The 25,975-nt window shown below is 56.6% G+C and carries 21 protein-coding genes, 2 tRNA genes and 1 pseudogene; 16 read left to right on the forward strand and 8 right to left on the reverse strand.

Annotated features, from left to right (window positions below; all coding sequences use genetic code 11):
• The first annotated feature begins 19 nt into the window (after nt 1-19).
• The 5 genes and pseudogenes from ARCT_RS0109460 (at nt 20) to ARCT_RS27505 (ending at nt 4,505) form a co-directional block, all read left to right on the forward strand.
• Nucleotides 20-952 (forward strand): DMT family transporter, encoded by a 933-nt coding sequence (locus tag ARCT_RS0109460; RefSeq protein ID WP_027239855.1) that lies wholly within the window; start codon nt 20-22, stop codon nt 950-952.
• A 276-nt stretch (nt 953-1,228) separates the two neighbouring features.
• On the forward strand, nt 1,229-1,672 hold the full coding sequence (locus ARCT_RS27500; protein WP_154665332.1) for a hypothetical protein: 444 nt from the start codon (nt 1,229-1,231) through the stop codon (nt 1,670-1,672).
• 184 nt (nt 1,673-1,856) lie between these two features.
• On the forward strand, nt 1,857-2,558 hold the full coding sequence (locus ARCT_RS0109475; RefSeq protein ID WP_027239856.1) for a sulfotransferase family 2 domain-containing protein: 702 nt from the start codon (nt 1,857-1,859) through the stop codon (nt 2,556-2,558).
• A gap of 84 nt (nt 2,559-2,642) precedes the next feature.
• A complete protein-coding gene (locus ARCT_RS0109480) occupies nt 2,643-3,305 on the forward strand; it encodes a Hint domain-containing protein (protein WP_027239857.1) in 663 nt (220 codons plus the stop codon).
• Between the two features lie 413 nt (nt 3,306-3,718).
• Nucleotides 3,719-4,505 (forward strand): annotated as a pseudogene (locus ARCT_RS27505) (IS5 family transposase).
• 188 nt (nt 4,506-4,693) lie between these two features.
• Here ARCT_RS27505 and ARCT_RS0109495 read toward each other — a convergent pair.
• Both ARCT_RS0109495 and ARCT_RS27945 read right to left on the reverse strand, forming a co-directional pair.
• Nucleotides 4,694-4,768: transfer RNA gene (locus ARCT_RS0109495), tRNA-Val, on the reverse strand.
• A gap of 46 nt (nt 4,769-4,814) precedes the next feature.
• Nucleotides 4,815-5,189 carry an HU family DNA-binding protein gene (locus ARCT_RS27945; protein WP_240476290.1) on the reverse strand — a complete coding sequence of 125 codons (375 nt, stop codon included), beginning with the start codon at nt 5,187-5,189 and terminating at the stop codon, nt 4,815-4,817.
• Nucleotides 5,190-5,223: 34 nt separating this feature from the next.
• Between ARCT_RS27945 and ARCT_RS28640 the strand changes: the two genes are divergently transcribed.
• On the forward strand, nt 5,224-5,367 hold the full coding sequence (locus ARCT_RS28640; RefSeq protein ID WP_240476291.1) for a hypothetical protein: 144 nt from the start codon (nt 5,224-5,226) through the stop codon (nt 5,365-5,367).
• A gap of 171 nt (nt 5,368-5,538) precedes the next feature.
• Here ARCT_RS28640 and ARCT_RS0109510 read toward each other — a convergent pair whose 3' ends face one another.
• Nucleotides 5,539-5,994, reverse strand: a complete 456-nt coding sequence (locus ARCT_RS0109510) for an Lrp/AsnC family transcriptional regulator (RefSeq protein ID WP_027239861.1) — start codon at nt 5,992-5,994, stop codon at nt 5,539-5,541.
• A 132-nt stretch (nt 5,995-6,126) separates the two neighbouring features.
• Between ARCT_RS0109510 and ARCT_RS0109515 the strand changes: the two genes are divergently transcribed.
• Nucleotides 6,127-7,179 (forward strand): Glu/Leu/Phe/Val family dehydrogenase, encoded by a 1,053-nt coding sequence (locus ARCT_RS0109515; RefSeq protein WP_027239862.1) that lies wholly within the window; start codon nt 6,127-6,129, stop codon nt 7,177-7,179.
• A gap of 165 nt (nt 7,180-7,344) precedes the next feature.
• Here ARCT_RS0109515 and lon read toward each other — a convergent pair whose 3' ends face one another.
• The 3 genes from lon to tgt all read right to left on the reverse strand — a co-directional run bounded on the left by lon (nt 7,345) and on the right by tgt (nt 11,500).
• Nucleotides 7,345-9,759, reverse strand: coding sequence for an endopeptidase La (gene lon, locus ARCT_RS0109520; RefSeq protein ID WP_027239863.1), 2,415 nt, complete (start codon nt 9,757-9,759; stop codon nt 7,345-7,347).
• A gap of 294 nt (nt 9,760-10,053) precedes the next feature.
• A complete protein-coding gene (locus ARCT_RS27950) occupies nt 10,054-10,206 on the reverse strand; it encodes a hypothetical protein (RefSeq protein WP_154665333.1) in 153 nt (50 codons plus the stop codon).
• A gap of 163 nt (nt 10,207-10,369) precedes the next feature.
• Nucleotides 10,370-11,500 (reverse strand): tRNA guanosine(34) transglycosylase Tgt, encoded by a 1,131-nt coding sequence (gene tgt, locus ARCT_RS0109530; RefSeq protein WP_027239864.1) that lies wholly within the window; start codon nt 11,498-11,500, stop codon nt 10,370-10,372.
• Nucleotides 11,501-11,683: 183 nt separating this feature from the next.
• Between tgt and ARCT_RS0109535 the strand changes: the two genes are divergently transcribed.
• The 5 genes from ARCT_RS0109535 to ARCT_RS27035 all read left to right on the forward strand — a co-directional run bounded on the left by ARCT_RS0109535 (nt 11,684) and on the right by ARCT_RS27035 (nt 18,246).
• Nucleotides 11,684-12,574 carry an SPFH domain-containing protein gene (locus ARCT_RS0109535; protein ID WP_027239865.1) on the forward strand — a complete coding sequence of 297 codons (891 nt, stop codon included), beginning with the start codon at nt 11,684-11,686 and terminating at the stop codon, nt 12,572-12,574.
• Nucleotides 12,574-12,864, forward strand: a complete 291-nt coding sequence (locus tag ARCT_RS0109540) for an NfeD family protein (RefSeq protein WP_027239866.1) — start codon at nt 12,574-12,576, stop codon at nt 12,862-12,864. The genes ARCT_RS0109535 and ARCT_RS0109540 overlap by 1 nt, the downstream gene beginning before the upstream one ends.
• A gap of 239 nt (nt 12,865-13,103) precedes the next feature.
• Nucleotides 13,104-14,414, forward strand: a complete 1,311-nt coding sequence (locus tag ARCT_RS0109545) for an SDR family oxidoreductase (RefSeq protein WP_027239867.1) — start codon at nt 13,104-13,106, stop codon at nt 14,412-14,414.
• Nucleotides 14,414-14,890 (forward strand): DUF2269 family protein, encoded by a 477-nt coding sequence (locus ARCT_RS0109550; protein WP_027239868.1) that lies wholly within the window; start codon nt 14,414-14,416, stop codon nt 14,888-14,890. The genes ARCT_RS0109545 and ARCT_RS0109550 overlap by 1 nt, the downstream gene beginning before the upstream one ends.
• Nucleotides 14,891-15,672: 782 nt before the next feature.
• Nucleotides 15,673-18,246: a PAS domain-containing protein gene (locus ARCT_RS27035; protein ID WP_051360639.1), complete on the forward strand. Its 2,574-nt coding sequence runs from the start codon at nt 15,673-15,675 to the stop codon at nt 18,244-18,246.
• Between the two features lie 264 nt (nt 18,247-18,510).
• Here ARCT_RS27035 and ARCT_RS0109560 read toward each other — a convergent pair whose 3' ends face one another.
• The gene (locus ARCT_RS0109560) at nt 18,511-21,297 is read right to left on the reverse strand and encodes a bifunctional aconitate hydratase 2/2-methylisocitrate dehydratase (protein ID WP_027239869.1); all 2,787 of its coding nucleotides are present in this window, start codon (nt 21,295-21,297) and stop codon (nt 18,511-18,513) included.
• A gap of 379 nt (nt 21,298-21,676) precedes the next feature.
• Complete coding sequence (locus tag ARCT_RS0109565) at nt 21,677-22,522, reverse strand: ureidoglycolate lyase (protein ID WP_027239870.1); 846 nt, start codon at nt 22,520-22,522, stop codon at nt 21,677-21,679.
• Between the two features lie 219 nt (nt 22,523-22,741).
• Between ARCT_RS0109565 and ARCT_RS25760 the strand changes: the two genes are divergently transcribed.
• The 4 genes from ARCT_RS25760 to ARCT_RS0109585 all read left to right on the forward strand — a co-directional run bounded on the left by ARCT_RS25760 (nt 22,742) and on the right by ARCT_RS0109585 (nt 25,446).
• Nucleotides 22,742-23,197 carry an ATP-dependent zinc protease family protein gene (locus tag ARCT_RS25760; protein WP_036784696.1) on the forward strand — a complete coding sequence of 152 codons (456 nt, stop codon included), beginning with the start codon at nt 22,742-22,744 and terminating at the stop codon, nt 23,195-23,197.
• Nucleotides 23,194-24,099 carry a 30S ribosomal protein S6--L-glutamate ligase gene (gene rimK, locus ARCT_RS0109575; protein WP_027239871.1) on the forward strand — a complete coding sequence of 302 codons (906 nt, stop codon included), beginning with the start codon at nt 23,194-23,196 and terminating at the stop codon, nt 24,097-24,099. The genes ARCT_RS25760 and rimK overlap by 4 nt, the downstream gene beginning before the upstream one ends.
• Nucleotides 24,099-25,142 (forward strand): succinylglutamate desuccinylase/aspartoacylase family protein, encoded by a 1,044-nt coding sequence (locus ARCT_RS0109580; protein ID WP_027239872.1) that lies wholly within the window; start codon nt 24,099-24,101, stop codon nt 25,140-25,142. Before rimK ends, ARCT_RS0109580 begins: the two co-directional genes overlap by 1 nt.
• Nucleotides 25,143-25,372: 230 nt before the next feature.
• Nucleotides 25,373-25,446: transfer RNA gene (locus ARCT_RS0109585), tRNA-Cys, on the forward strand.
• The last annotated feature ends 529 nt before the right edge of the window (nt 25,447-25,975 follow it).

Genomic DNA, 25,975 nt, shown 5'->3' on the forward strand with positions numbered 1-25,975 from the left:
TGCAGGCATTGGAAGAGCCATGAAACAGATTGCATCGCTTCCGACCCATGCGGGAGATCAAACAACCGCAGCACAGGCCATGCTGGTGGCAATGGCCATCATTGGCGTCACCGATAATGCGGTGCCGCTGATGGCAGAGACCATAGGGCTGGGGCAGTTCTATCTGCTGCGCACGCTGGTGGCGCTGCCAATCCTTTGGGGCCTGTCAAAAACGGGCTTTGGCAGCTTGCTGCCGCGTCGCTTTGGCGCAGTTGGCCTGCGGGCCCTGCTGGTGGCCCTGGCGATGGTTTTCTATTTCTCTGCCGTGGCCCTGATGCCAATTGCCCAGGCGCTGGCGGGGCTGTTTACCTCGCCTATTATCATCGTGGTTGTCTCGGTTCTGTTTATGCGGCTGCGCATCGGCATGGTGCGGATTGCAGCGGTGATTGGCGGATTTGTCGGAGTGCTCTTTGTGTTGCAGCCCGATGTTGCAGTTTTTGACTGGCTGATCCTCTTGCCGGTTGCGGGCGGCTTTTTCTACGCGCTGGGGTCCATCGTCACCGGCACCCTGTGCAAAGAGGAAAGCACCGTGGCGATGCTGTTCATCTATCTTTTGGCCCAGGGGCTGATCGGCGCGGGTTTTCTAATCGCAGTCGAGATCTGGCCGCTGCCCGTGGGGCAGGGCGCGGATGGGTTTGTCACCCGTGGCTGGATCTGGCCGGTCTGGGAGATATCACATTTTATCTTGCTGCAGGGCTTTGCCGCCGTGGCTGGCGTGTTTCTGATCACCAAAGCCTATCAGCTGGGTGAGGCATCCTTTGTGGCGGTGTTTGAATATTCGGTGCTGCTGGTCGGCCCGGCCATTGCCTGGGCTGCCTACGGCCAGGTGCTGAATTTCTGGCAGATGCTGGGCATCGGGTTGATTGTTCTGGCGGGTGCTACCCTGGCGCTGCGCTCCTCCAAAGGCGTGTGACAGCCAGAATCTGTATGTCCGTTTGGAGCCCAGAGTCACCGATGCTGCGTCGCAAAATTGCGAGCAAATCTTCCGACCCGTCCCAATGGATCGCATTCCAGCCCTCAAACTGAGCAGCTGTGCAGATTTCGCATTGCTGAAAAAATGTATTCTGCGGATTTTTGGTGAGAACAGCTGGGATTCCAGCAAAGTTGATCTTGCTGATTGCCGGATTAAGCTGCTTGTCGGAGTCACTCAAAAGTTTTGCATCTAAACAATCGCAAGAAAGGCGACATTATGAAAACTTCAGGAATTGCCGTTAGAGGTATCAATTTGAAAGGGGGGGTCTCCTTGCTAGTAGCTCTAACTGTTTCTCCGCAAAGCGCACTGGCTTATTGCAGCGAGCCTTCGTTCTACTCGAGCGAGCCAGAATTTTCCGGCTCAGAACCAAGTGCACCACCTAGCTACCAAAAACCCGATGTGCCGTACTGCTTGTCGTCCTACAGCTATTCAGGCACTCATACCTGTGAAGAATATGAGCTTGACGCATACTTTGACGAGATTAACGAATACATTGATGACCTGAACGATTACTACAAAGAGGCGTTAGAGTTTTCCGAGGAGGCAAGGGCTTTCGCTGAGGAGGCAAATTCCTTCGCAAATGAAGTGGCAAGACATGCCGATGATGTGCTTCGCTATGCAAAATGCGAAGCTGAAGAAGTCAAACAACAACACGAATGACGGCTCATACTGGAAGCTCAAGGGGACGTAGGGAATGACCGCTTCCGGCCCGAGGTGTTTTCGCTGCGTTCGAAATACGCAACTTGCGGCCGAACCGGAGGCGATGGCGAACGACGGCTCTGTCCTGCTGAACCGTCCTTCTACGGGCGTTTTCTTCTGTCTTTGGATGGCGTAGCCTCACACCATGATCTTGTCGCGCGGCCGTAAATATCTGTTTATACATATCCCCAAAACCGGCGGCACGGCCCTGGCCTTGGCGCTGGAGGCACGGGCTATGCGCGATGACATGATGCTGGGCGACACCCCAAAGGCCAAGAACCGCCGCCGCCGTTTGCAGGGGATAAAAACCGCGGGCCGCTTGTGGAAACACTCCACCCTGGCGGATCTCACCGGGCTGATCCCCGAGGAAGAGCTGCGCGGTCTCTTCACCTTTACCCTGGTGCGCAACCCCTGGGACCGGGCGGTGAGCTACTATCACTGGCTGCGCGAGCAGGGCTTTGATCACCCGGCGGTGAGGCTGTCCAAGTTATTGGAGTTTAATAACTTTATCCTGCATCCTCACATCCTGCGCAGCTTTGAAACCCACACCGCACCCAGCTATATGCGCCGGGCGGATGGCCGTGAGCAGTGCCAGCTTTATATCCGGCTGGAACAGTTCAGCACCGATGCCGCGCCGCTGTTTGATCATCTCGGATTTACGCTGGAGCTGCCCCGTGAAAACACCTCTCGGCGGCGCCCGGACTGGCGCGGCTACTATGATGATGAGACCAAAGAGGCCCTTGCCCGGGCCTGCCGAGAAGAAATAACACGATTTGAATATTCTTTTAACGATTTCGACCTAGCCTTGGATCAAACGGGCCGCCAACCACGTGAGATCGCACCATAGATTCTCTCCGGTTGGACTGGCCAGACAAGGATAGCAGCACTTCCGCCCCAGGGTGACTGGTGCCGCCGCAGAGGAGAGATCGAAATGCTGGATTGGTTTCAAAAACGCCTGAGCTTTGGGGCAGAGCTGTCTGTGCCGCCTGTTTCTGTTGGCCAGGGTGGGTTTCTCAGCGGCACCCATGTGGCGTCGAACCTGGGCTGGCGCCCGGTTGAAGCACTCTGTGCCGGCGACAAGGTGCTGACCTTTGATCATGGCATGCAGACCGTTGTCGAGATGGTGCGCGAGAGCGTGCAGCTGGAGGCGGGGGAGATCGACCCCAGCCGCTGCCCCATGCATATTCCCCGCGATGCGCTGAACAACCGGGTGCCCATGTGGCTGATGCCGGATCAGGGCGTGCTGATGGAAAGCGACCTGATCGAGGATCACCAGGGTGACCCCTTTGCCGTGGTGCCTGCCTCGACCCTGGAGGGCTATCGCGGTATCTGCCGGTTGCACCCAGACAATGGGTTGGAACTGATCACGCCCCGTTTTGAACAGGATGAGGTGATCTACCTTGAGGCGGGTCTTCTGGGCTATTGCCCGGCACCGCGCGACCTGCTGACCATCGGGGTGGAGCTGCAAGAGGATATCTACAAGGTGCTGCCCATCGCACAGGCCTGTGAGCTGATCGCGGCAATGACAACTTCCGAGGCCGTGATGATGAGCGGCGCGATCCCAGTGATGCCCGCAGGGGCCTTTCAGATGTAAGCCACAACTTTGTGAGCACCATCGGGCTGCAAGGCCTGATCACAAGCTGCCCAAAGCCTGCTCGCTTTGGGCCGTTTTTGTTTGCAAAGCTCCGTTGCCTGCCGACCCTGTATTTGGCAGCGTTGAAGGGCGTCTCGGTCCCGCCATTGGTGGAACACGCAGAAAAGGCCCGCTCTGAAATCGTACCAGATGCTGCACCTTGCCCCAATTTCAGCAATGCGTAGGATAGCGACATTTGCAAAGTCACGCGGCGGTCCAAAGTGGTTGGGGTAGATGGCTCCTGCGCCATACTGCAGTTGTCTATCACTGCTATGAGAGGAGCCACTCAATGCAGGTTACAACAGTCGCTCTAGGCCGTGTTGACAAAAGGGGTTCACAACGCTCTGTTGGCGTGATTCAAGCTGGTATCTGCTCTGGAGGCCAGCTTGGCACGAGACTTGATGACCGACGAGGAGTGGGCGTTTTTCGAAGATTTCAACCTCGCTACCCGCGCGCCGAACGGGCGCAAACCGGCCAACCATCGCCTTGTTCTGGATGGGATTTTCTGGATCGCCCGGACAGGATCTCCTTGGCGTGACCTGCCGGAGGAGTTCGGAAAGTGGTCAAGTGTTTACCGCCAGTTTCACCGATGGACCTTGACTGGACTTTGGGAGGAGATTCTGGATGCCCTGAACCAGAGCGGGGCCGTCCCAGAGCCCTGCAAATGGTCGATAGCACCGTCATTCGCGCCCATCATCAGGCAGCGGGCGCTAAAGGGGGACTCCTCGACAGGGTTTTGGGCGTTCAAGAGGTGGGTTCACGACCAAGATCCGCCTCCGTGTCAACGCGCATGGCCTGCCAATGAGAACGCAAATCACACCGGGCCAAACGTCGGATTATCTCAGTTTCGACCTGGTCATGGCCGACAACCTGCCGGAGCCCAAAGTGCTGCTGGCAGATAGGGGTTATGATGCTGACCGTATTCGGAAAACCATGGATGAGCGCGATATCCTCACTCAAATTCCAATGCGCAAGACCCGCAAGATGCGCGTGGGTGTAGATCACAGACTTTACCGGCTGCGCAACATGGTTGAGCGATGCTTCAACAAACTAAAGAATGCCCGGCGCGTCGCAACCCGCTATGACAAGACTGCTGAAAGCTTCCTGGGCTTCATCGACATCACATCTATCCGCCTTTGGCTCCGGCATTTGTCAACATGACCTAAGTACGACGATGACGACCGAGGTAATAGGGGATGCGACTGTGGGGCTGCATACATCTCTGAGCAAGCACAGTTAAGCCCCGACACTCAGAATCTGCTGTACTAAAATGGGCGGGCCTGCTGTACCAACTCAGAAATCACAAACTCCAAGTCCTTAAATTTCAAAAACTTATCATTTGGGAGTCTTGGTGGGTGATAAGAGATTTGAACTCCTGACATCTTCGATGTGAACGAAGCGCTCTACCACTGAGCTAATCACCCGCTGCGCCGGGTACTACCCTCAGGTTTCGCTCTGCGCAAGAGGGGCCTAGGAAGAAATATCCGCATCTTCCGCAATTTCCTGGCCGCTCAGCGGTTGTTCCGACGGCTGGCGCAGCCGACAGATATGCACTGTACCATTGCTGCGGACCTCACTGCGTTTCAAAAGCAGCTTGCCAAAAGGTTTGAGGTTCAGATCACGTCCAGAGGCCACGGTCTCACCGAGGATGGCCAAAAGCGCCTCGACAACCGGCTTGGCATCTTTTTTCTTCACCCCAGAGCGCAGAACCGCCTCGTCAATCAGTTCTCTCTTGTTCAGAGACGGCTCATTGAGCACCGGTGCTGAGGCCACAACAACCGGGCTGGGCTCCTGCCCGGCGGCCAATGCCTGCGGAGGGGAAACTGGTTTGTCCAAACTATCCAACGCGGTAGCTCCTTCTTTTGCCTGCTGAGGAGGCGTGACCAGAGCCTTGTGGGCGGCCTCTGCCAGCCGCGCTTTGGGTGCCGATTTTGACGGCAAAGCCTTGCGGGCCATGGGTTTTCGCGTCGCCGGTTTGCGACTGCCTGTCTTACTGCTGGCCATGATGCGCCTCAATTTTTGATTTATGCTTATCCATCATCTCTGGTCAGGCTAGGCTGTCCCTCGCTGGAAGGCCAGCCACATGGTTAACAAAAGGTTAATCTGTGACTTTTCCATAGCCCGCCAGCCGCACCCAGACCCGCACCGGCAGATCTTGGTTGTTCCCGATCCTGGCTCTAGTCCGCCCTCAAAGCTAAAACTGCGGCAGCGCGTTGCGGGCAATCATGGTGCGCAGGGTAAAGCTGGAGCGGGTATTTCGAATGCCGGGGACCCGCATCAAACGCTCTTCCAGGAAGCGGTCAAAATCGGTCAGATCCTGGGCCACCACCCGCAGCAGGATATCGCGGGTGCCCGTCATCAGGTAGCATTCCATCACCTGATCAAACTGGCGCAGGGCGCATTCAAAGGCCTGCAAGGCATCGGTGGATTGATTGTCCAGCTCGACCGCCACAAAGATTGTCACCGGCAGCCCCAGTTTGGCCTGATCCACCCGGGCCGAATAGCCGCTGATCACGCCGGTATCTTCCAGTATGGCAACCCGCCGCGCGCAGGGGGTCGCAGACAGGCCAACGCGCTCTGACAGCTCCGCCATCTTGATCCGTCCCTCTGCCTGCAATATGGCGACAATCTTGCGATCAATACTATCCATGGGGTTTTCACCTAATTTTTCCCACATGGATAGGCGAAACCTCCAAAATATAAAAGCCCCATGCCTGATTTTGGCGAAAACCTCCACCCAGCCTAGGTTAAACTGGTGTCTTATTCAGGAGGAGCCATCAAAATGACAGTCACCCCCGTCGCATCCACGACGCATGAAGAGATCTACCGTGTCGAGGACCCAGCCACCGGGCTGATCGGCTTTATCGCGCTGCATTCAACGCAGCTGGGCCCTGCAGCGGGTGGATTGCGGATGCGTCCCTACGGCAGCGAAGAAGAGGCCCTGGAGGATGTCAAACGGCTGAGCGAGGGCATGACCTATAAGAATGCTGCTGCAGATCTGGCGCTTGGCGGCGGGAAGGCGGTGATCATTGGTGATCCCTGCGTGGACAAATCGCCTGCCTTGCTGCGCGCCTTTGCCCGCGCCATTCACAGCCTTGAGGGGCGGTACTATACCGCCGAAGACATGGGGATGAGCCCCGCCGACATGGCAATTCTGGCCGAAGAAACACCCTATGTAGCGGGTCTTGCCGATGGCGAATTTGCCAGTGGCGACCCTTCGCCGGTTACCGCCCAGGGCATTTTCAACGCAATCCGCATCAGTCAGGCCCATGTCAGCGGCAGCAAGGATCTGTCGGGGCTGACCATTGCAGTGCAGGGGCTGGGCCATGTCGGTTGGTGCCTGTGCGAGTTGTTGACCAAGGCAGGCGCAGAGCTGATCGTGACGGATGTGAACCAGGACCAGCTGGCCAAGGCTGCAAAGGTGTTTGGCGCGACTCCCGTAGAGCCCGATGAAATTTACGCCGTTCAGGCCGATATCTTTGCCCCCTGTGCCATTGGCGGGATTTTGAACGCCAAGACCATCCCCCAGTTGAAAGTTTCGATTGTCTGCGGTGGTGCCAACAACCAGCTGGCCACCCCAGCCGATGGCCAGGCGCTGCATGAGGCCGGTATTCTTTATGCGCCGGACTTTGTCGCCAATGGCGGTGGCATCATCAATGTCGCCTCAGAGATCGCGCAGATCACCAATCGCGCGGACTATGTCGCAGAAAAGCTCTGCGCGCTGGAGCTGACCCTCACAAATATCCTGAACCAGGCAAAGGCAGAAGATCAAAGCCCCGATGCGGTGGCGATCACTACTGTTCTGGCCAAAATGGCGCGGCAAAGCGCCGCCTGAACCTAATAAACTCGATACCATGACCCCTTAGCAAAGGGGCCAGAACGGCAAAGAGGAATAAAAAACAAAACAGGGCGACCCGCAGGGGCCGCCCTTTTAGTTTTGGCTGACAGGTTTTGGCTAACAGTGGCTCCGCGAGGAGCCACCGCGCATCACCTGCAAGGCTTAATGCGCCGGTGCACCGGTGTTCCGGTTTCCCGATTCCAGCGCAGCTTTGGCCGCAGCGGCCTCTTCTTCGGCAGCTTCATCCCATTCAATCGCCTCAGGCTGGCGCACCAGCGCATGCTTCAGAACTTCCGAGACATGGCTTACCGGGATGATCTCCAGGCCTTCTTTCACGTTATCCGGGATCTCGGGCAGGTCTTTGGCGTTTTCCTGTGGGATCAGCACTGTTTTGATGCCGCCACGCAGGGCCGCCAACAGTTTCTCCTTCAGACCACCAATGGCCAGCGCATTGCCGCGCAGAGTAACCTCACCGGTCATGGCGATGTCCTTGCGCACCGGAATTTTTGTCAGCACCGACACGATGGAGGTCACCATTGCCAGACCCGCAGATGGACCATCCTTGGGGGTGGCGCCTTCGGGCACGTGGACGTGGATATCCCACTTGTCGAACTTGGGTGGCTTCACACCAATCTTTGGCGAGATGGAGCGCACATAGGACGAGGCCGCCTCGATGCTTTCCTTCATCACATCGCCCAGCTTACCTGTGGTCTTCATCCGGCCCTTGCCCGGCAGGCGCAACGCCTCGATCGACAGCAGCTCACCGCCAACAGAGGTATAGGCAAGCCCGGTGACAACACCAACCTGATCTTCCTTTTCAGCCAGACCATAGCGGTATTTGGCGACGCCCAGGAACTCATCCAGATTGTCAGAGGTGACAGAAACGCTCTTGGCTTCCTTCTTGACGATCTTGGTCAGCGCCTTACGCGCAACCTTGGCAATTTCACGCTCCAGATTCCGCACGCCCGCCTCGCGGGTGTAGACGCGAATGATATCCTTCAGCGCATCATCGCTCATCTCGAATTCCTTGGCCTTCAGACCATGGTTCTTCACCTGTTTCGACACCAGATGCTGCTTGGCAATCTCGCGCTTTTCGTCCTCGGTGTAGCCAGACAGCGGAATGATCTCCATCCGGTCCAGCAAAGGCCCAGGCATGTTGTAGCTGTTCGAAGTGGTCAGGAACATCACGTTGGAGAGGTCATATTCGACCTCCATATAGTGATCCACAAAGGTGGCGTTCTGTTCCGGATCAAGCACTTCCAGCATGGCGCTCGCCGGATCGCCGCGGAAATCCTGCCCCATCTTGTCGATCTCGTCGAGCAGGATCAGCGGGTTGGTGGTCTTGGCCTTTTTCAGCGCCTGGATGATCTTGCCGGGCATCGAGCCGATATAGGTCCGGCGGTGCCCCCGGATCTCGCTCTCGTCGCGCACGCCGCCGAGCGAGATGCGAATGAACTCGCGCCCCGTTGCCTTGGCCACGGATTTGCCAAGCGAGGTTTTCCCCACACCAGGAGGGCCAACAAGGCAGAGGATAGGGCCTTTGAGCTTGGTCGAGCGTTGCTGTACCGCAAGATATTCGACAATGCGCTCTTTGACCTTTTCCAGACCGTAGTGATCTGCATCCAGAATAGCCTGCGCCTTGCCCAGGTCCTTTTTGACGCGCGATTTCACGCCCCATGGAATACCCAACATCCAGTCAAGGTAGTTGCGCACAACTGTGGCCTCGGCCGACATGGGCGACATGTTCTTGAGCTTTTTCAGCTCGGCGTCCGCCTTTTCACGGGCTTCTTTCGACAGTTTGGTCGCCGCGATCTTTTCTTCCAGTTCGGCAATTTCGCCAGCCCCTTCTTCGCCGTCACCCAGCTCCTTCTGAATGGCCTTCATCTGCTCATTCAGGTAGTATTCGCGCTGGGTCTTCTCCATCTGAGATTTGACCCGTGTCTTGATCTTTTTCTCGACCTGCAGCACCGACATTTCGCCCTGCATCAGCCCATAGACTTTTTCCAGCCGCTCGCTGATCGACAGGGTTTCCAGCAGCTCCTGCTTGCGATCCACCTCAATCCCAAGGTGGCCTGCAACCAGATCCGCCAGTTTGGCGGGCTCAGCGGTTTCCCCAACAGCCGACAGGGCCTCTTCGGGGATGTTCTTGCGAACCTTGGCGTAGCGCTCAAACTCGTCGCCAACCGTGCGCACCAGCGCCTCGATTGTGGTGGCGTCGCCGGGGATTTCGGTCAGATATTCCGCACTGGCTTCAAAATAGTCCTCATTCTCGAGGAATTTGGTGATTTTGACCCGTGCATGGCCTTCGACCAGCACCTTTACGGTGCCATCGGGAAGCTTCAGCAGTTGCAGCACATTGGCCAGCACACCCGTTGGGTAGATGCCATCGGTCTGTGGCTCGTCCTCTGCTGGATCAATCTGGCTGGACAGCAGAATCTGCTTGTCATCGGCCATCACCTCTTCGAGGGCGCGCACAGATTTTTCCCGGCCCACAAACAGCGGCACGATCATATGCGGGAAAACCACAATGTCGCGCAACGGCAGTACGGGATAGGAAGAATTAAGCGGCTCTTTCATACTCGGTCCTTTACTTGGCAAGAGCCCCCGGTCCCGACATTCGGCAACCTCTGGCGCTCCCCTCTTTGGAAGTCTTTATCTGGTACAGCGGTTAACATATTTCAACCGCCGCATCGCAAAGTTGGGGGACACATTGCCTGTAGCACTGCCGAACCACAAGAGCGCTTTTGGTAATTGCGCCGCAAATCCGCGCATGCGCCAAAGCGCCCATTGCAAATGCCCTGCCGCAACCCCGGCCGGACAGTCAACAGGCAGATGCAAGACCACCCCTTTCCCTAGGACCAAATAGCCTGGCTATTCAACAGCGCCACTTTTAAGATGAGAAAGCTCCGCAAATTCAGGAGAATGGGAAGACCCTTCATCCATGAATCCAATCAAGGCCACACCAAGCCCCAGCACGACAAACAGTACGATATGGGCCGAATTCACCGAAACAGATTTCTTCATTACTCACCTCCAGGTGTTACAAACTGCTGAGCATTGCACAGGGATTTTGTGGCCAGACCTTGTCCTTGGGTGGTCCGCAACAGGGAGAGAGGTTCAAATTTTTTAAAAAAGCGATGCAAACAGGGCGGGTCTTTACCCCGCCCCTGCCACGTAAATACGCCCCTTACAGCGGCTCGATATCACCCTGGGCCCGCTGGTCATGGAAATCCTGCTGCCAGGTTTCAAATGTACCCGCCGCGATGGCCTCGCGCATGCCTGCCATGATGTCTTGGAAATAATGCAGATTGTGCCAGGTCAGCAGCATGCCCGAAATCATTTCGTTGCTGCGGAACACATGGTGCAGATAGGCGCGGCTGTATTTCGAACAGGCCGGGCAGCTGCAGTTTTCGTCCAGGGGGCGGGGATCATCCGCATGGCGGGCGTTTTTGATATTGACCACGCCGTGGCGGGTAAAGGCCTGGCCCGTACGGCCTGAGCGCGACGGCAGCACGCAGTCCATCATATCGATGCCCCGCGCCACTGCGCCAACGATATCATCGGGTTTGCCAACCCCCATCAAGTAGCGGGGCTTATCCTCGGGCAGCATATCGGGGGCATAGTCAAGACAGTCAAACATCGCCTCCTGTCCCTCGCCCACGGCCAGGCCACCCACCGCATAGCCATCAAAGCCAATATTTTTCAAGGCCTCGGCGCTTTCTTCCCGCAGGTCCTGCTCCAAACCGCCCTGCATGATGCCAAACAGCGCGTGGCCCGGGCGATCGCCAAAGGCCTGTTTCGAGCGTTCCGCCCAACGCATTGACAGGCGCATGCTTTCGGCGATGCGATCCCGGGTTGCCGGCAGCGCCGGACATTCGTCAAAACACATCACAATGTCAGAGCCAAGCAGCCGTTGGATCTCCATCGAGCGTTCTGGCGTCAGCTCATGTTTGGAGCCGTCAATGTGGCTTTTGAAGGTGACACCCTTCTCAGTGAGCTTGCGCAGACCGGCCAGCGACATCACCTGAAAGCCGCCAGAATCCGTCAGAATGGGCCGGTCCCAGTTCATGAACTTGTGCAGCCCATCCAGGCGATCAATCCGCTCTGCGGTGGGGCGCAGCATCAAATGATAGGTATTGCCCAGCAGAATATCAGCGCCGGTTTCCCGCACGCTTTCCGGCATCATCGCCTTGACCGTGGCGGCGGTGCCCACCGGCATAAAGGCCGGAGTGCGGATATCGCCGCGTGGCGTAGAGATCACCCCGGTGCGGGCCTTGCCATCACGGGCTTTCAGATCAAAGGTGATTTTCGGCGCCATTTTACTCTCCTTTGAGTGCAGAACTCAGCGCATTTGCCTGATTGCGCGGCCTTTGACAAGCCTCAAGCCATCTTGTCAGCCCTCACAGAGCAGACCATACAAGACATAAGCCGCTATCTTGCAGTCATGCCACGGCGACCCCATATGTATGCAATAGTACACAACATTTTTCAGGAGGGCCCGATGAACGAAGACTTTCTCATTGGTCTAATTTCACAAAACGCCATTTATCTGCTGGGGGCGATCTTCCTGATCGTCATCATCTTCAAAGGCGTCCATATCGTACCACAATCGGAAAAATTTGTGGTGGAGCGCTTTGGCCGCCTGCATTCGGTGCTCGGGCCTGGCATCAACTTCATCGTGCCGCTGCTGGACAATGTCGCGCATCGTATTTCGGTACTGGAGCGCCAGTTGCCCAGTGCCAGCCAGGATGCCATCACCAAGGACAACGTGCTGGTGCAGATCGACACCTCGGTGTTCTACCGCATCATCGAACCGGAGAAGACCGTCTACCGGATCCGCGACGTGGATGCCGCCATTGCCACCACAGTGGCGGGTATCGTGCGCGCCGAGATCGGCAAGATGGACCTGGACGAGGTGCAGTCAAACCGCGCCCAACTGATTGGCCAGATCCAGGAAAGCGTCGAGGACGCGGTGGATGACTGGGGCATCCAAGTGACCCGCGCCGAAATTCTGGATGTGAACCTGGATCAGGCCACCCGCGATGCCATGCTGCAGCAGCTCAATGCCGAACGCGCCCGGCGCGCCCAGGTGACCGAGGCCGAAGGCACCAAACGCGCGGTTGAACTCGCCGCCGAGGGCCAGCTTTACGCCGCCGAACAAATCGCCAAGGCCCGCCGCATTCAGGCCGACGCCGAGGCCTATGCCACCGAAGTGGTGGCCAAGGCGATCCGCGAAAACGGCATCGAGGCCGCCCAGTATCAGGTTGCCCTGAAACAGGTTGAAGCCCTCAACGCGCTTGGCAACGGTGAGGGCAAACAGACCATCGTCCTGCCCGCTCATGCGCTCGAGGCCTTTGGAGATGCCTTTAAACTGCTGAAAGGTGGCAAATAATGGAACAGGTCACCGCCACCTATTGGCAGCTCTGGTGGGTCTGGTGCGCCGCCGCGCTGGTGCTCGCCATCCTCGAGGTCCTGGTCCCCGGCTTTGTCTTTCTGGGCTTTGCTCTGGGCGCGCTGGCCTGCGGCATCCTCTTGGCCGTGCTTGGCAGCGGCACCCTGGGTCTGCCTGTCCTGATCTTCCTGTTCGCCGCCCTGTCGCTGGTTTCCTGGCTGCTGATGCGGCGCTATTTTGCCCTACCCACGGGCCAGGTAAAAACCTTCGAGACAGACATCAACGACTAAAGCCCCTTGATAGATATCTGCGATCAGCCCCTTTTTGCACTCTCTTCAATCGGAGCTGATCGGCAGCGCGGGACACGACATTCATGCCTTGAAGTGACACAAACGTCCCGGCAACCGACATAGGGTCACCTGCAGCGAACTTCCGCATTGAGCCCAACTTGCTGGGTTTCCACAGTGCAGCTAATGTCTGCGCTGCCAGAAATTGATTTTGATGACGATGCAATCATGGAACGAGAAACGTGAATTCACAAACAAACGATGTACTCGTGGTCGGTGCCTACGGTCTTATTGGCTACGGCATTTCTAAGAGGCTGATCTCGGAGGGCTATAGCGTCACGGGGCTTGGCCGAAACATGCAAGTGGCGCGGCGGGTGTTGCCTGATATTCCTTGGATTGAACACGATATCAGAACGCTTTGTGAAGAGGCCCAGTGGCGTCAAATTATCCGTGAGTTTTCGACCGTCGTAAACTGTTCCGGTGCATTGCAAGATGGCCCCGAAGATGATCTTGAAGCAATTCACCATGATGCCGTCGCTGCGCTTGCAGCGGCCTGTTGTGCTGAAAATGTTGCTTTGATCCAAATATCGGCGGTGGGCGCCAATCCACAGGCCACGACTTCCTTCCTGGCGTCCAAGGGCCGAGGAGACGCAGCCATTCGAGCCGCCGGAGGAAAGTGGCTCATACTCCGTCCAGGCCTTGTCCTTGCATCGAATGCCTACGGTGGCACGACCATGCTCCGTATGCTGGCGGCTTTTCCCTGGATACAACCAATTTCCACGCCGGATGCAAAAATTCAGACCGTCTCACTCGACGATGTGGCCTCGACTGTCGTGGCCGCAACAGAAGGCCAGATACCAAACGGGCTGGACTTGGATCTCGTGGAGCCAGAGGCCCATTCCCTTCGTGAGATATTGTCGCAGATGCGACAGTGGCTTGGGTTCTCCCCGGCGATATGCGAAATCGCTTTGCCTAACTTTTGCGTCTTTGCTGTTGCGAAACTGGCTGACGCACTTTCGTGGCTTGGTTGGCGTTCTCCGCTGCGCACTACCGCGCTGAAAGTGCTGTCAGAAGGTGTTCTGGCCAAGCCAGCAGACCTCAGAAGATTTGGAATGTCTCAGATCTCAACACTCCCACAAACTCTGAGGAGAATGCCGGTTGGCGCGCAGGATCGCTTGTTTGCACGTATGGCACTGCTTGCGCCCGTCATTATAGCGTGCCTTTGTTTCTTTTGGCTAACTTCGGGCGTTGTCGGAATTGCCCGGGTCAACGAAGCCGCGCTGGTTTTGGAGGGGGTGGGTTGGCCTCACGGCCTAGCCGTCACCAGCGTTCTCTTTTGGGCTGTAGTTGATATTGCCATCGCAGCCGCCTTTGCATTCCGGAAATATGCGTACCATGCCTGTTGGGCGGCGGTCGGCGTAAGCCTGTTCTATCTTTTGGCATCGACGATCACGGTACCATCTCTCTGGGTTGATCCGCTTGGCCCATTGGTCAAGGTGGTGCCGTCAATTATCCTGGCCCTTGTTGCGCGTGCCGCATTGGAGGCACGCTGATGGATTGGGGCGAATTTCTTCGGGTCGCGCATGTTCTGGGCGCTTGTGTCTTGATTGGCACCGGCACTGGGATTGCATTTTTTATGCTGATGGCGCATCGCACATCTGATCCGTCTTTTGTCGCTCAAACGGCGTCGGTTGTTGTCGTTGCTGATATGCTCTTCACTGCCACCGCCGCCATCGCACAACCGATCACCGGCTATCTATTGATGCAACATATTGGATGGAGCGTTTCGGACGGTTGGCTGGCACTTTCTCTGGCCCTTTATGTATTTATTGGGCTGTTCTGGCTGCCAGTTGTCTGGATACAAACAAAGATGCGGGACGAGGCCCGGATATCCGTTCAACAGCACATAGCCCTGACACCGCGATACAGCCGCCTCTACCGCATTTGGTTCGCTTGTGGCGTTCCCGCTTTCTCCGCAATCGTTGTTTTGCTTTGGCTGATGGTGACCCGCCCACACATTGCCTTTTGACGTTAGAGACTTCGCACAACGGAAAGCGATGATGACTGCTCAACGTTCTTTCTCAAAAGCGGCCATTGGCGCAAGTGCAGCGAATGCATACTTCGTCCGCAGTGTGTGAGTTCGCTACCTGCGCAGCGAAGGTCGGCTGACGCAAATTGGCATCGATGATGCTTGGGGCTGGTTTGGGCTGGGTGCAGTCATCTGCGTTCTATGACGAAGTGTCCATAGGTTCCCTGACCTGGGCTGAACAGGTCTGTCTTGCCTGGGTGGCGGAAAACACTTGAATAGCAAGCGGTTCCCTTGCCTGAAATCAATAGCTTGAGCCTGGGGCGTGTTGTTCACACCAAAGATGTCAGGCGTTCAAACCTCTTGCCCCCCAACATGCCCCCCCTTGAAGGTCTCATAATATAGAGAGTTCGGATAGAGAGTTCGGAGGGCGCCCAGGAGTTGTCCTCCAGCGCTGTGAGCCACCGGGATCACCACCGGGATTAAATTGGCCTCGCGTCTCGGATTTTGGGCGCTCCGCAGGCTGTCTGGTCAGAGACTGCAGCTGCATTGGTGCTTTTTTACACTATTTTTGAAAGGCCCTGTGCGTGAGCAGGAATAGTAATTTTGCCTTAACATATTGAAATATATTAATTTTTTATGGAATTTATGTGCAACCTCATGAGGCCCATCTGGCCAGATGCCTCAGTTGACGAGAGGCCATATGCGCAGTCATTGACAGCAGGCATAAGAACCGTGCTCAATCGCGTTAGTACTGGGCAAACGCCCGCAAAAGTGGAGACGTAATGTTCGCCTTTTTCCTGCAAAGCCTGATCTCCCTTTCCCTGGCTGGTGTTTTGGTCTTTGCGACCTTCACCTCTGATTTTCTAAGAGGCAAAGAGCAAACTCAAAAAGTACTGATTGGTGTGTTTCTCGGGGTGATTGTGATCTCGCTGAGCATGACCTCGGTTCCGGTTGGGCCACTGCCAATGGTGATGAGCGCCATCTCCGGGCCGCTGTTGTTTGCCGGCTACCTTGCTGGACCTGCCGGCATCCTGATCGCGGGTCCCTGTGCGGTCCTGTACCGGGTTGCGATTGGCGATCCCATGCCCACCGCTGGCATTTATATGGCATGTGCCACCCCATTCCTTGGTCTGGCGGGGAGCTATCTGCGGGCGGCCAAACCTTGGCCACATATTCCGCGGCGGAGTCTTGTGATGATGCTGGTCGGCTATGTCATGCTGCTCACGGTGCCGTTTTTCTACATGACCCTTTTTTCGCCCCAGCCCCAATCTCTGCCGGTGACGTCGAAGGTGGTCGTGATTTTTGGACTAACCGGGACCGGCTTTATTCTCATCACCTGGAGAATACTGGAATTTGCCATTCGGCTTGCCGAGAAAGTGAATGGTGCCAATGAGTTGTCGGAAAACCTGGATTTGGCAATGCGGGTATCGGGCATGGGGAGATTCCGGCGGAACAGAGGCGACCAGCGCCCCTTTTTTGATGCTGGTATGCTGGCAATGTATGGGCTGGAAAAATCCACCCTTCCCGCGCAGGAGCAGGGGCTGGTGCCAATCTCGGACTGGGAATCCCTGGTCTTTCCGAAAGACTTTCCCAAGGTAAAAGCCGAAGCAGATCGGGTTTGGCGCGGGGAGCAACTGGTGGGGCGGGGGGAGTTCCGCGTGCGCCGCCCCGATGGGGCGCTGCGAAATATTCGCGCGGTTTGGATTTCGGATTCCAAAAATGGCAGCATTCCAACCCGTGTGACCGGTATGCACATGGATCTTACCGATACACGCGAGGCGGAAAAACAGCATCGCTCTTCGCTGGGGCGCTTGGCGATGGTTGCCGAAGAATTGCCAGGCATCGTGATGGAGCTTGACCTGACAGAGGACAAGAACCCGTCACTTTTGTATATCAGCCCCAAATGTAAGGAGATCTGGGGCGTTACGGATCAGGAGTTCTATGAGAACCCCGGACTGATCGCCAAGATGCACGATCCAGATGACATCAAAGAGTTCACGGGTCTTATTGAGCGCTGCCGCAAAACCGGCGCTCCCTGTTCTCACCAGTATAAGATCACCGCGCGGGATGGATCGACCCGCTGGTTAGATTTTCACGGCAGTTTTTCATTTGAAGAGGACGGCCGGACATTGCTGCGCGCGGTGCAACTGGATGCAACAAAACAGGTCGAAGCGCAAAGGCAGATACAGCAGGAGCGCGAGATTGCCCGGCGGGCGCAGAAGTTTGAAAGCATTGGCCAGCTGACCGGGGGCGTGGCCCATGACTTTAACAATCTGCTGGCTGTTATCCTGGGCAATCTGGAGCTTTTGCGGGATGGCGAGGAGCCGGAAAACCAAATCAAGCTGATCGACGCAGCTATTGCCGCCTCCCTGCGTGGCGCGGATCTGACCAGAAATATGCTGGCCTTTGCGCGCAAAGCGCCGCTCACGCCGGTAAAACTGGATATCAATGATGTGTTGCGAGAGGCGAAAAACTGGATAGGCCGCACGCTGCCAGAAAGCGTGAGGGTGGAAACCTCTCTGCTGGCAGGGCTTTGGGCGGTAGATGTGGACCGGGCCTCGCTTGAAAGTGCGCTTCTCAATCTGACGCTCAACGCGCGGGATGCGATGGGGGGCAGGGGGCACCTGACAATCGAAACCGCAAATGTACGGATCGACGAGGATTATATCGACCTGCGGCAAGAAGAGCTTACACCTGGGCGCTACGTGATGGTGGCGGTCAGTGACACCGGGCCGGGGATAGCCAAGGAGATCCTGCCCTCTATTTTTGAGCCCTTCTTTACCACCAAGCCACCGGGGGTTGGCTCTGGGCTGGGTCTGTCGATGACCCTTGGCTTTATGCGCCAGTCAGGCGGCACCGTGCAGGTCTATTCCGAGGTCGGCGAGGGCACAACTTTCAAGCTGTATTTCCCTGCGGCAAAGGATCAGCCAGAGCCCGCGATGCGACCGCAGTCGGCTGAAACAGCTTCTGAAGGGGCAGGGCGCCGGCTGTTGCTGGCCGAAGACGAGGACGACGTGCGCAATACGCTGGTCACGATCCTGGAGCGCGCAGGCTATCAGGTCACAGCAACCGCCTCAGGCGATGAGGCCTATGACACCTTTGTCGCCAATCCCAGCTTTGATCTGCTGCTGACAGATATTGTCATGCCAGGCGAATTGCAGGGGACCAGCCTGGCCAAGAAATTGCGACAGAAATGGCCGGAGCTGCCGATTGTGTTCATGTCTGGCTATGCCAGCGAGGCGACGGTGCATGGCAATGGTCTGCGACCCGAAGACATCCGCCTGATGAAACCGGTTCAGCGTAGCGATCTGTTGGCGGCTATGGTCAAGGCCTCGTCCCAAATCAAAGAGAGTTGACCCGGTACTCCCCCAGAGCCCAAGAGACCTGGCCCAGTCTGCTCGCCGCCAGTCTGCTTGCCCTCCTGTTAATCCGCACCCCTGTTCAGCCCTCCTGCCAGCCGCCCTGATAGATTGTGGGGGGCAGGACGACGCAACAGGATACACATGAGTGGGGGGCAGAAATGGGCTGCAAAGAAAAGAGGCGCAATGTTTCCATTGCGCCTCTTTCTTGCGGTGATCTGCCAGCGTTGAAGTGCCAGCGTTGAAGTGCCTGGTCAGCCCTTAGAAATGGGCCGATTTGGCCGCCGCAGGGACGGCCAGTGGCGGCGAGAACTTGGTGAGGTCAATGCCTTCCACAGCGGCCTTATACTCTTCCAGTGTGGGGGTCCGGCCCAGGATCGCTGAGAGGACAACAACCGGGGTAGAGGCCAGCAGTGACTCGCCCTTCTTCTCGGAGGCATCTTCCACAACACGGCCCTGGAACAGGCGGGTGGAGGTTGCCAGAACCGTATCCCCCTTGGCGGCTTTTTCCTGGTTCCCCATGCAGAGGTTACAACCGGGGCGTTCGAGGTAGAGAATGTTCTCATACTCGGTGCGGGCTTTGCTCTTGGGCATGAAATCATCAAATTCAAAGCCCGAGTAGCGCTCAAGAACTTCCCAGTCGCCTTCTTCTTTCAGCTCATCAATGATGTTGTAGGTTGGCGCGGCAACCACCAGAGGTGCCTTGAATTCCACCTTGCCGTTGGCTTTTTCAACGTTTTTGAGCATCTGAGCGACAATTTTCATATCCCCCTTATGCACCATGCAGGAGCCAACAAAGCCCAGATCGACGTGCTTTTCACCGCCGTAATAGGACACAGGGCGAATGGTGTCATGGGTGTACCGCTTGGAGACATCGGCGTTGTTCACATCCGGATCTGCGATCATCGGCTCGTCGATCTCGTCAAGATCCACAACAACTTCAGCAAAATACTTGGCGTTGTCATCCGGTTTCAGGGCAGGGTTTTCACCCGACTTGATTTCGGCGATCCGTTTGTCTGCCTTGTCGATCAGCCCCTGCAGCGTCTGGCCCGGGTTATCCATGCCCTTGTCGATCATGATCTGGATACGGCCCTTGGCCAGTTCCAGCGACCCGATCAGGGTTTCATCGTTGGAAATACAGATGGAGGCCTTGGCCTTCATCTCGGCGGTCCAGTCGGTGAAGGTAAAGGCCTGATCCGCCAGCAGGGTGCCGATGTGGACTTCGATGATACGGCCCTGGAAGACGTTGTCGCCGAACTGTTTCAACATCTGCGACTGGGTGGCGTGAACCACATCGCGGAAATCCATGTAGCTCTTCATGGCGCCCTTGAAGGTCACCTTGACGGATTCAGGGATCGGCATGGTGGCTTCGCCGGTGGCCAGCGCCAGGGCAACGGTGCCGGAGTCGGCACCAAAGGCAACACCTTTGGACATCCGGGTGTGGCTGTCGCCGCCGATGGTGATGTCCCAGTCATCCACAGTCAGGTCGTTCAGCACCTTGTGGATCACGTCGGTCATCGCGTGGTATTCGCCCTTGGGGTCACGCGCGGTGATCAGGCCGAATTTGTTCATAAAGCTCATCAGCTTGGGAATATTGGCCTGGGCCTTGAGATCCCACACAGAGGCGGTGTGACAGCCGGATTGATAGGCGCCATCAACCGAAGGTGAAATCACCGTGGCGGCCATGGCTTCGAGCTCCTGGCTGGTCATCAGGCCGGTGGTGTCCTGCGAGCCAACGATATTGACCTTGACGCGCACATCCGAACCAGCGTGCAGATCGGCGGTGGTGGCCACGCCACGGGCATTTTTGTTGAAGATCTTTTCAACCGCGGTCAGGCCCTGACCCTCATGGGTGATCTCTTTGGACGGGGCAAAGGCAGATTTCAGCTCCTGGCCAAGCGCCTCGGCGGCGAATGTCTGCAGCTTTTTGCCAAAGACCACAGCATAGGAGCCGCCGGCCTTCATGAACTCGGCTTTTTGCGGCGTGAAGGCAGAGGACACATCCACCAGCTCGGTGTCGCCATCATATAGCTTTTTGGTCTTGGTGTTGATGGTCAGCACCTTGCCGGTCTCAACCGAATAGGCCTGCTCCAGAACCGGATCGCCGTTTTCGTCCAGCACGGTGTTGCCATCTGCATCGGTCTTTTTGACCCAGTTCTTCAGATCCAGACCAATCCCGCCGGTCACACCAACGGTGGTCAGAAAGATCGGCGAAATGCCGTTGGTGCCTGCCACAACAGGGGCAAAGTTCACAAAGGGAACATAGGGGCTGGCCTGTTTGCCGGTCCAAAGCGCGACGTTGTTGACGCCGGACATCCGCGAAGAGCCCACACCCATGGTGCCTTTTTCTGCAATCAGCATGACGCGCGCATCGGGGTGTGCTTGTTGCAGCGCCTGGATTTCCGCCTGCGCTTCGGGGGTGATCATGCACTGGCCATGCAGCTCCCGGTCAGAGCGCGAATGGGCCTGGTTGCCGGGAGACAGAAGATCCGTGGAAATGTCGCCGATGCCTGCGATATAGGTGACAACCTTGATTTCTTCTTCGATCTCGGGAAGCTTGGTGAAGAATTCAGCCTGGGCGTAGCTTTCCAGAATCTCCGTTGCGATCGCCTTGCCCTCGGCGTGGGCGGCGGCCAGACGATCAGTGTCTGCCTCATAGAGGAAGAATTGGGTTTTCAGAACCTCGGCGGCCTGGGCTGCAATTGCGGCATCATCGCCAAGCGCCAGATCCAGCAGCATTTCAATCGAAGGGCCACCCTTCATGTGCGACAGCAGTTCAAAGGCAAAGGTGGGGGTGATTTCCGCAACAACTTCCTGACCAAGAATGATCTCTTTCAGGAACTGAGCCTTTACGCCGGCGGCGCTGGTTGTGCCGGGAAGTGTGTTGTAAATGAAGAAGTTGAGGGAGTCCTCGCGATATGCGTTGCCTGTATCTTTGATCTGCGCGATGAGCTCTGCAACCAGGTCTGCCCCGTCGATGGGCTTGGGGTGCAGGCCCTGCTCTTTGCGCGTTTCAATCTCTGCTAGGTAGTCAGTGTACAAGGTCATGGTTTTCCCGCCGATATAGTGTTGCACGTGAGCTTGAACGACGGGTGTCAGAAAGGGTCTGGCGAGTCGGAACAAGCTGGTTGTATGCGGTGGTATACTTATTGGGGTTGATATGCAATATGCCCCCCGGTGAGTTTGATGTTTTGACTGCTTTCGTCTGGTCTCGTCTGTGAAACGTTCCAGCCTGCGCTGCGACCCAAAGGTGTCGCGGCGCAGGCTAGCCCATCAAGGTTACTGCCGGACTAAACATGGTTTTACCGCGCTGGCAACAAAAGCCGCGCCGAAACAGGCTGCGGCACTTTGTTTGGGGTGGGAAGAGCGGGCAGTCTGGCGCGGGTGGGGCCTCTGCCAGCCCTGTGGCTTGGTTTGGGTCCTGACCCTAGTCGCTTGCCACCACATTTTGTTTTTGCACGCCCAGCCCCTCGACCCCCAGCTCCATGCGGTCGCCAGGCTTTAGGTAGACCTCGGGGCGTTGTCCCATACCAACACCCGGAGGTGTCCCGGTTGAAATCACATCCCCCGGCTGCAGGCTCATGAACTGAGACAGATGCGAGATGACAGTGGCCACGTCAAAATGCATCGTCCGGGTGGAGCCATCCTGATAACGATGGCCGTTCACCTCTAGATACATGGCCAGGTCCTGCGGATCGGGCACCTCGTCGCGGGTCACCAGCCAGGGGCCGATGGGCCCAAATGTATCGCAGGATTTGCCCTTGACCCACTGTCCCGAGCGATGGATCTGAAAATCGCGCTCCGACAGGTCATTGACCACGCAATAGCCCGCAACATGGGACAGGGCCGCGTCAGCAGAGACATATTTTGTGGGCTTGCCGATTACCACGCCCAGTTCGACCTCCCAGTCAGTTTTGACCGAGTTCCGGGGGATTTCGGTGTCATCATTGGGGCCGCAAATGGCTGAGGTGGCTTTGAAAAAGACCACCGGTTCCTCTGGCAGCTGCATGCCTGCTTCGGCGGCGTGATCGGCGTAGTTGAGACCAATACAGATGAATTTGCCCACCTGTCCGACGCAGGCACCAATCCGTGGGGTCTCTTCCACCAGAGGCAGGCTGGCTGGATCAATCGCCCGCAGCGCCTGCAACTGGCTGTCGCCCAGTACCTCGCCAGCGATATCCTCCACCACGCCAGACAGATCGCGGATCCTGCCCTCGGCATCCAACAGACCCGGTTTTTCACTGCCCAACGGACCAAATCGCAAAAGTTTCATGTGGTATCTGTCTCCCTGACATTCAAACTGACATTCAAATCGACCCATCACCGCCAAGCGCGTGGGCCGGATCAGTGGTGAATGTGCTGTCGTCGCAGGCAAGATACAATGCGAAATACACAGCGCATGCTGCGACCTCTTGTGGCCTACCTAATCCGGTTGGTACATCCGAGCAAAGCTGCCATGATAGGCCCCAAATAGAAACTGGAGACGATTCAAATGCTCATTGTCGGCTGGCGAGAGCGTGTTGATCTGCCGCTTCTGGGGCTCAAGAACCTCAAAGCAAAAATCGATACCGGCGCGCGAACCTCTGCATTACATGCGACAAATATTGTAACCTTTGAGCGCGATAACGTGCCTTGGGTTAAGTTTCACACCAGGTTTGATGATGATGCGCTTGATACGGATGTGGAATGCCCGATCCATGACCTGCGGGATATCAAGAACACAAGTGGTATACCGCAGTCCCGCATTATCATTCGAACCAAGTTTCGGATTGGCACCCGTCTGTGGAAGATCGACCTGTCGCTCACCGAGCGTTCAGACATGAAGTTCCGCATGATTGTCGGGCGCACCGCTTTGCGCCGCCACCATATTCTTGTCGATCCGAGCAAAAGCAATTTGACGATGCCAGTTTCGGCCCAACACTCTGATGAAATGAGCTCTCCTTCATGAAAATTGTAATGCTTGCCCGAAATCCAAATCTCTATTCCCATAAGCGTCTTGTCGAAGCCGCCGAGGCCCGCGGCCATGAAATCAGAATTGTCGATACCCTGCGGTGCTACATGAACATCGTGTCGCGGCGTCCCGAAATCTACTACAACGGCGAAAAGCTGACAGGCTATGACGCGGTGATCCCCCGGATTGGCGCATCCATTACCTTTTATGGCATGGCTGTGTTGCGGCAGTTCGAAATGATGGGCGTTTACCCATTGAACGAAAGCGTCGGCATCGGCCGCTCACGTGACAAACTGCGCTCGATGCAGCTGTTGGCGCGCGATGGTATCGGCCTGCCGGCAACCACATTTGCCCATGATCCCAAACAAACGGAAGAAGTCCTGAAAGTGGCAGGCAGTGCCCCCTTGGTCATCAAACTGCTGGAAGGCACCCAGGGCATGGGGGTGGTTCTGGCGGATACTGATCGCTCCGCCAAATCCGTGATCGAGGCCTTTCGCGCAACAAAAACCAATATCCTGGTGCAGGAGTTTATCAAAGAGGCCGGCGGCACGGATATCCGCGCGATTGTTGTTGGCGGCAAGGTGGTCGCGGCCATGAAGCGGAAAGGGGCCGAGGGCGAATTCCGCTCCAACCTGCATCTCGGGGGCACAGCCGAGGTGATCAAGCTGTCGCCTGCCGAACGCGCCACAGCCGTTGGCGCCGCAAAGTCGATGGGATTGAATGCCTGTGGCGTTGATATGTTGCGCTCTGATAATGGGCCGCTGGTGATGGAAGTGAACTCCTCTCCCGGTCTGGAGGGTGTCGAAAAGGCCACCGGCCTTGATATCGCGGGCAAGATGATTGAGTTCATCGAGAAGAGCGCGAAGCCCGGTGCCACCAAGACCAAGGGCAAAGGGTAATGCCCAAACGACCTGCGTTTGAAATCGGCGGTCAAGTGGTTGCCGCTGGTAGCCGCCAGACCATTGATTTGCCTGTCAGTTCCCTGTCTGATCACACACCGGTCATGATGTCGGTTCATGTGATCCATGGCAAATTAGACGGGCCCACGGTGTTTATCAGCGCAGGCATTCACGGCGACGAAGTGATCGGCATCGAGATCGTGCGCCGATTGCTCAAATCGTCGACATTGCGCGGGATGCGCGGCACTTTGATTGTCGTGCCGATTGTGAACTCTTTTGGGTTTATCAACAAATCTCGCTACTTGCCCGACAGGCGGGACCTTAACCGGTCCTTTCCCGGCAGCGAAGGCGGATCGCTTGCCGCGCGGCTCGCCAATCAGTTTTTATCCCAGATTGTATCGCGTGCAGACGTCGGTATTGATTTGCATTCAGCAGCCATCCACCGAACCAACTACCCGCAGGTACGGGTGTCACCCGGTGATCCCGAGATCCGGAAACTGGCGGATGCCTTTGGCGCGCCAATCATCATGGAATCGCCAATCCGCGAAGGGTCTTTGCGGCAGGCAGCCCAAGATCTGGGCACACCTGTTCTGCTCTATGAAGCTGGCGAGGGCTTGCGCTTTGACGAGGTCTCGGTGCGGGCGGGGCAGGTCGGCATTCTGCGGGTGCTGAAATCGCTCAATATGATATCAGGGCGCGGCGTTGCCGTGACCAAAGGTCAACCGCAGTTTTGCGCCTCCAGCAAATGGCTGCGTGCCCCGATGGGGGGATTGTTCCGCAGTCTGAAAGCCGACGGCGAACTTGTCCACCGAGATGACCTGCTTGGCGTGGTGTCGGATCCCTTTGGAGAACTTGAAACAGAGATAGCGGCGCCTTTTGGCGGTATCATCGTTGGTCGCGCCGTGTTGCCAATTGTAAACGAAGGCGATGCGGTGTTTCATCTCGCCCGGGTCCAGTCCGTCAAAAAGGCGGAGGATGCCATGGATGATCACTCAACACAGTTGGCTGACGATCCGATGTTCGATGAAGATGAAATTATCTGATCACAGATGAGTTCAGGATAGACGGCAGGTGCCCGCTGCAGTGACCGGCCAGGGCGCCAAAATCGTGGAGCACTCCACCCAAGAGGTTCGGCACAAAATTCATGCCACGCTGTCTACAGATTTTTGGGATTTATTGTCGCTTTGCCCCTTGCGAACAAAAGGGAACAGAAATAGAAGATGTGCCAGACTGTGTGGCAGGACACCACGTGCCACAGCTAAGTCATTGAAAAGGCGAGTTGGCGGAGTGGTGACGCAGCGGATTGCAAATCCGCGTACAGGAGTTCGATTCTCCTACTCGCCTCCAAACAAATCAGATACTTAGCCGAGTTCAGGCAGTCGCAACCATCGGCGTTCAAATGAACGTCTAAACATTCTGTTTTTGTTCTGTTCCAATTTGCGAGCGTCAAGGACATGCCGACTAGCAAGATGAATAGCCACACTGTGAAATAGATTATGGCGATTGCCGCAACTATTCCAACAAGCTCCCCAATCAGTTCGACAATAGACACCAGATCCTGAATTCAAAATTCGTTCCAGTATCTATCTGGTCATTACGCGCTGCGTTTTCCGGTTGGCTTTTTCTGATCCTGACGCGCTTGCATCTTTTGCCGCATTTTCTTTGTGGAATGCAGCAGCATTGCCGGACTTTGGCCGGTAACCGAGGCCACTAGCTCATCGCTACAGCTCGCCCAGTGCTCGCCCAGTGCTCACCCTGTGCCCATCCGGTGCCCCGACTGGTGGTGAACTCCGTCGCCGGTCCGATCTCGGCCCGGATCGAACAGAGCCGGGGCAGGTGGCGCTGGCCGGGGGCAGAGTGGCCCCCAACGTCGTTG

It is taken from the genome of Pseudophaeobacter arcticus DSM 23566, from assembly GCF_000473205.1.
In the GTDB taxonomy this organism is placed as follows: Bacteria; Pseudomonadota; Alphaproteobacteria; order Rhodobacterales; family Rhodobacteraceae; genus Pseudophaeobacter; species Pseudophaeobacter arcticus.

Bases quoted from the DNA above. Each gene is read 5' to 3' on its own strand.
- ARCT_RS0109460 (WP_027239855.1), top strand. From the start codon at position 20: ATGAAACAGATTGCATCGCTTCCGACCCATGCGGGAGATCAAACAACC.
- ARCT_RS27500 (WP_154665332.1), top strand. From the start codon at position 1,229: ATGAAAACTTCAGGAATTGCCGTTAGAGGTATCAATTTGAAAGGGGGG.
- ARCT_RS0109475 (WP_027239856.1), top strand. From the start codon at position 1,857: ATGATCTTGTCGCGCGGCCGTAAATATCTGTTTATACATATCCCCAAA.
- ARCT_RS0109480 (WP_027239857.1), top strand. From the start codon at position 2,643: ATGCTGGATTGGTTTCAAAAACGCCTGAGCTTTGGGGCAGAGCTGTCT.
- ARCT_RS0109510 (WP_027239861.1), bottom strand. From the start codon at position 5,994: ATGGATAGTATTGATCGCAAGATTGTCGCCATATTGCAGGCAGAGGGA.
- ARCT_RS0109515 (WP_027239862.1), top strand. From the start codon at position 6,127: ATGACAGTCACCCCCGTCGCATCCACGACGCATGAAGAGATCTACCGT.
- lon (WP_027239863.1), bottom strand. From the start codon at position 9,759: ATGAAAGAGCCGCTTAATTCTTCCTATCCCGTACTGCCGTTGCGCGAC.
- ARCT_RS27950 (WP_154665333.1), bottom strand. From the start codon at position 10,206: ATGAAGAAATCTGTTTCGGTGAATTCGGCCCATATCGTACTGTTTGTC.
- tgt (WP_027239864.1), bottom strand. From the start codon at position 11,500: ATGGCGCCGAAAATCACCTTTGATCTGAAAGCCCGTGATGGCAAGGCC.
- ARCT_RS0109535 (WP_027239865.1), top strand. From the start codon at position 11,684: ATGAACGAAGACTTTCTCATTGGTCTAATTTCACAAAACGCCATTTAT.
- ARCT_RS0109540 (WP_027239866.1), top strand. From the start codon at position 12,574: ATGGAACAGGTCACCGCCACCTATTGGCAGCTCTGGTGGGTCTGGTGC.
- ARCT_RS0109550 (WP_027239868.1), top strand. From the start codon at position 14,414: ATGGATTGGGGCGAATTTCTTCGGGTCGCGCATGTTCTGGGCGCTTGT.
- ARCT_RS27035 (WP_051360639.1), top strand. From the start codon at position 15,673: ATGTTCGCCTTTTTCCTGCAAAGCCTGATCTCCCTTTCCCTGGCTGGT.
- ARCT_RS0109560 (WP_027239869.1), bottom strand. From the start codon at position 21,297: ATGACCTTGTACACTGACTACCTAGCAGAGATTGAAACGCGCAAAGAG.
- ARCT_RS0109565 (WP_027239870.1), bottom strand. From the start codon at position 22,522: ATGAAACTTTTGCGATTTGGTCCGTTGGGCAGTGAAAAACCGGGTCTG.
- ARCT_RS25760 (WP_036784696.1), top strand. From the start codon at position 22,742: ATGCTCATTGTCGGCTGGCGAGAGCGTGTTGATCTGCCGCTTCTGGGG.
- rimK (WP_027239871.1), top strand. From the start codon at position 23,194: ATGAAAATTGTAATGCTTGCCCGAAATCCAAATCTCTATTCCCATAAG.
- ARCT_RS0109580 (WP_027239872.1), top strand. From the start codon at position 24,099: ATGCCCAAACGACCTGCGTTTGAAATCGGCGGTCAAGTGGTTGCCGCT.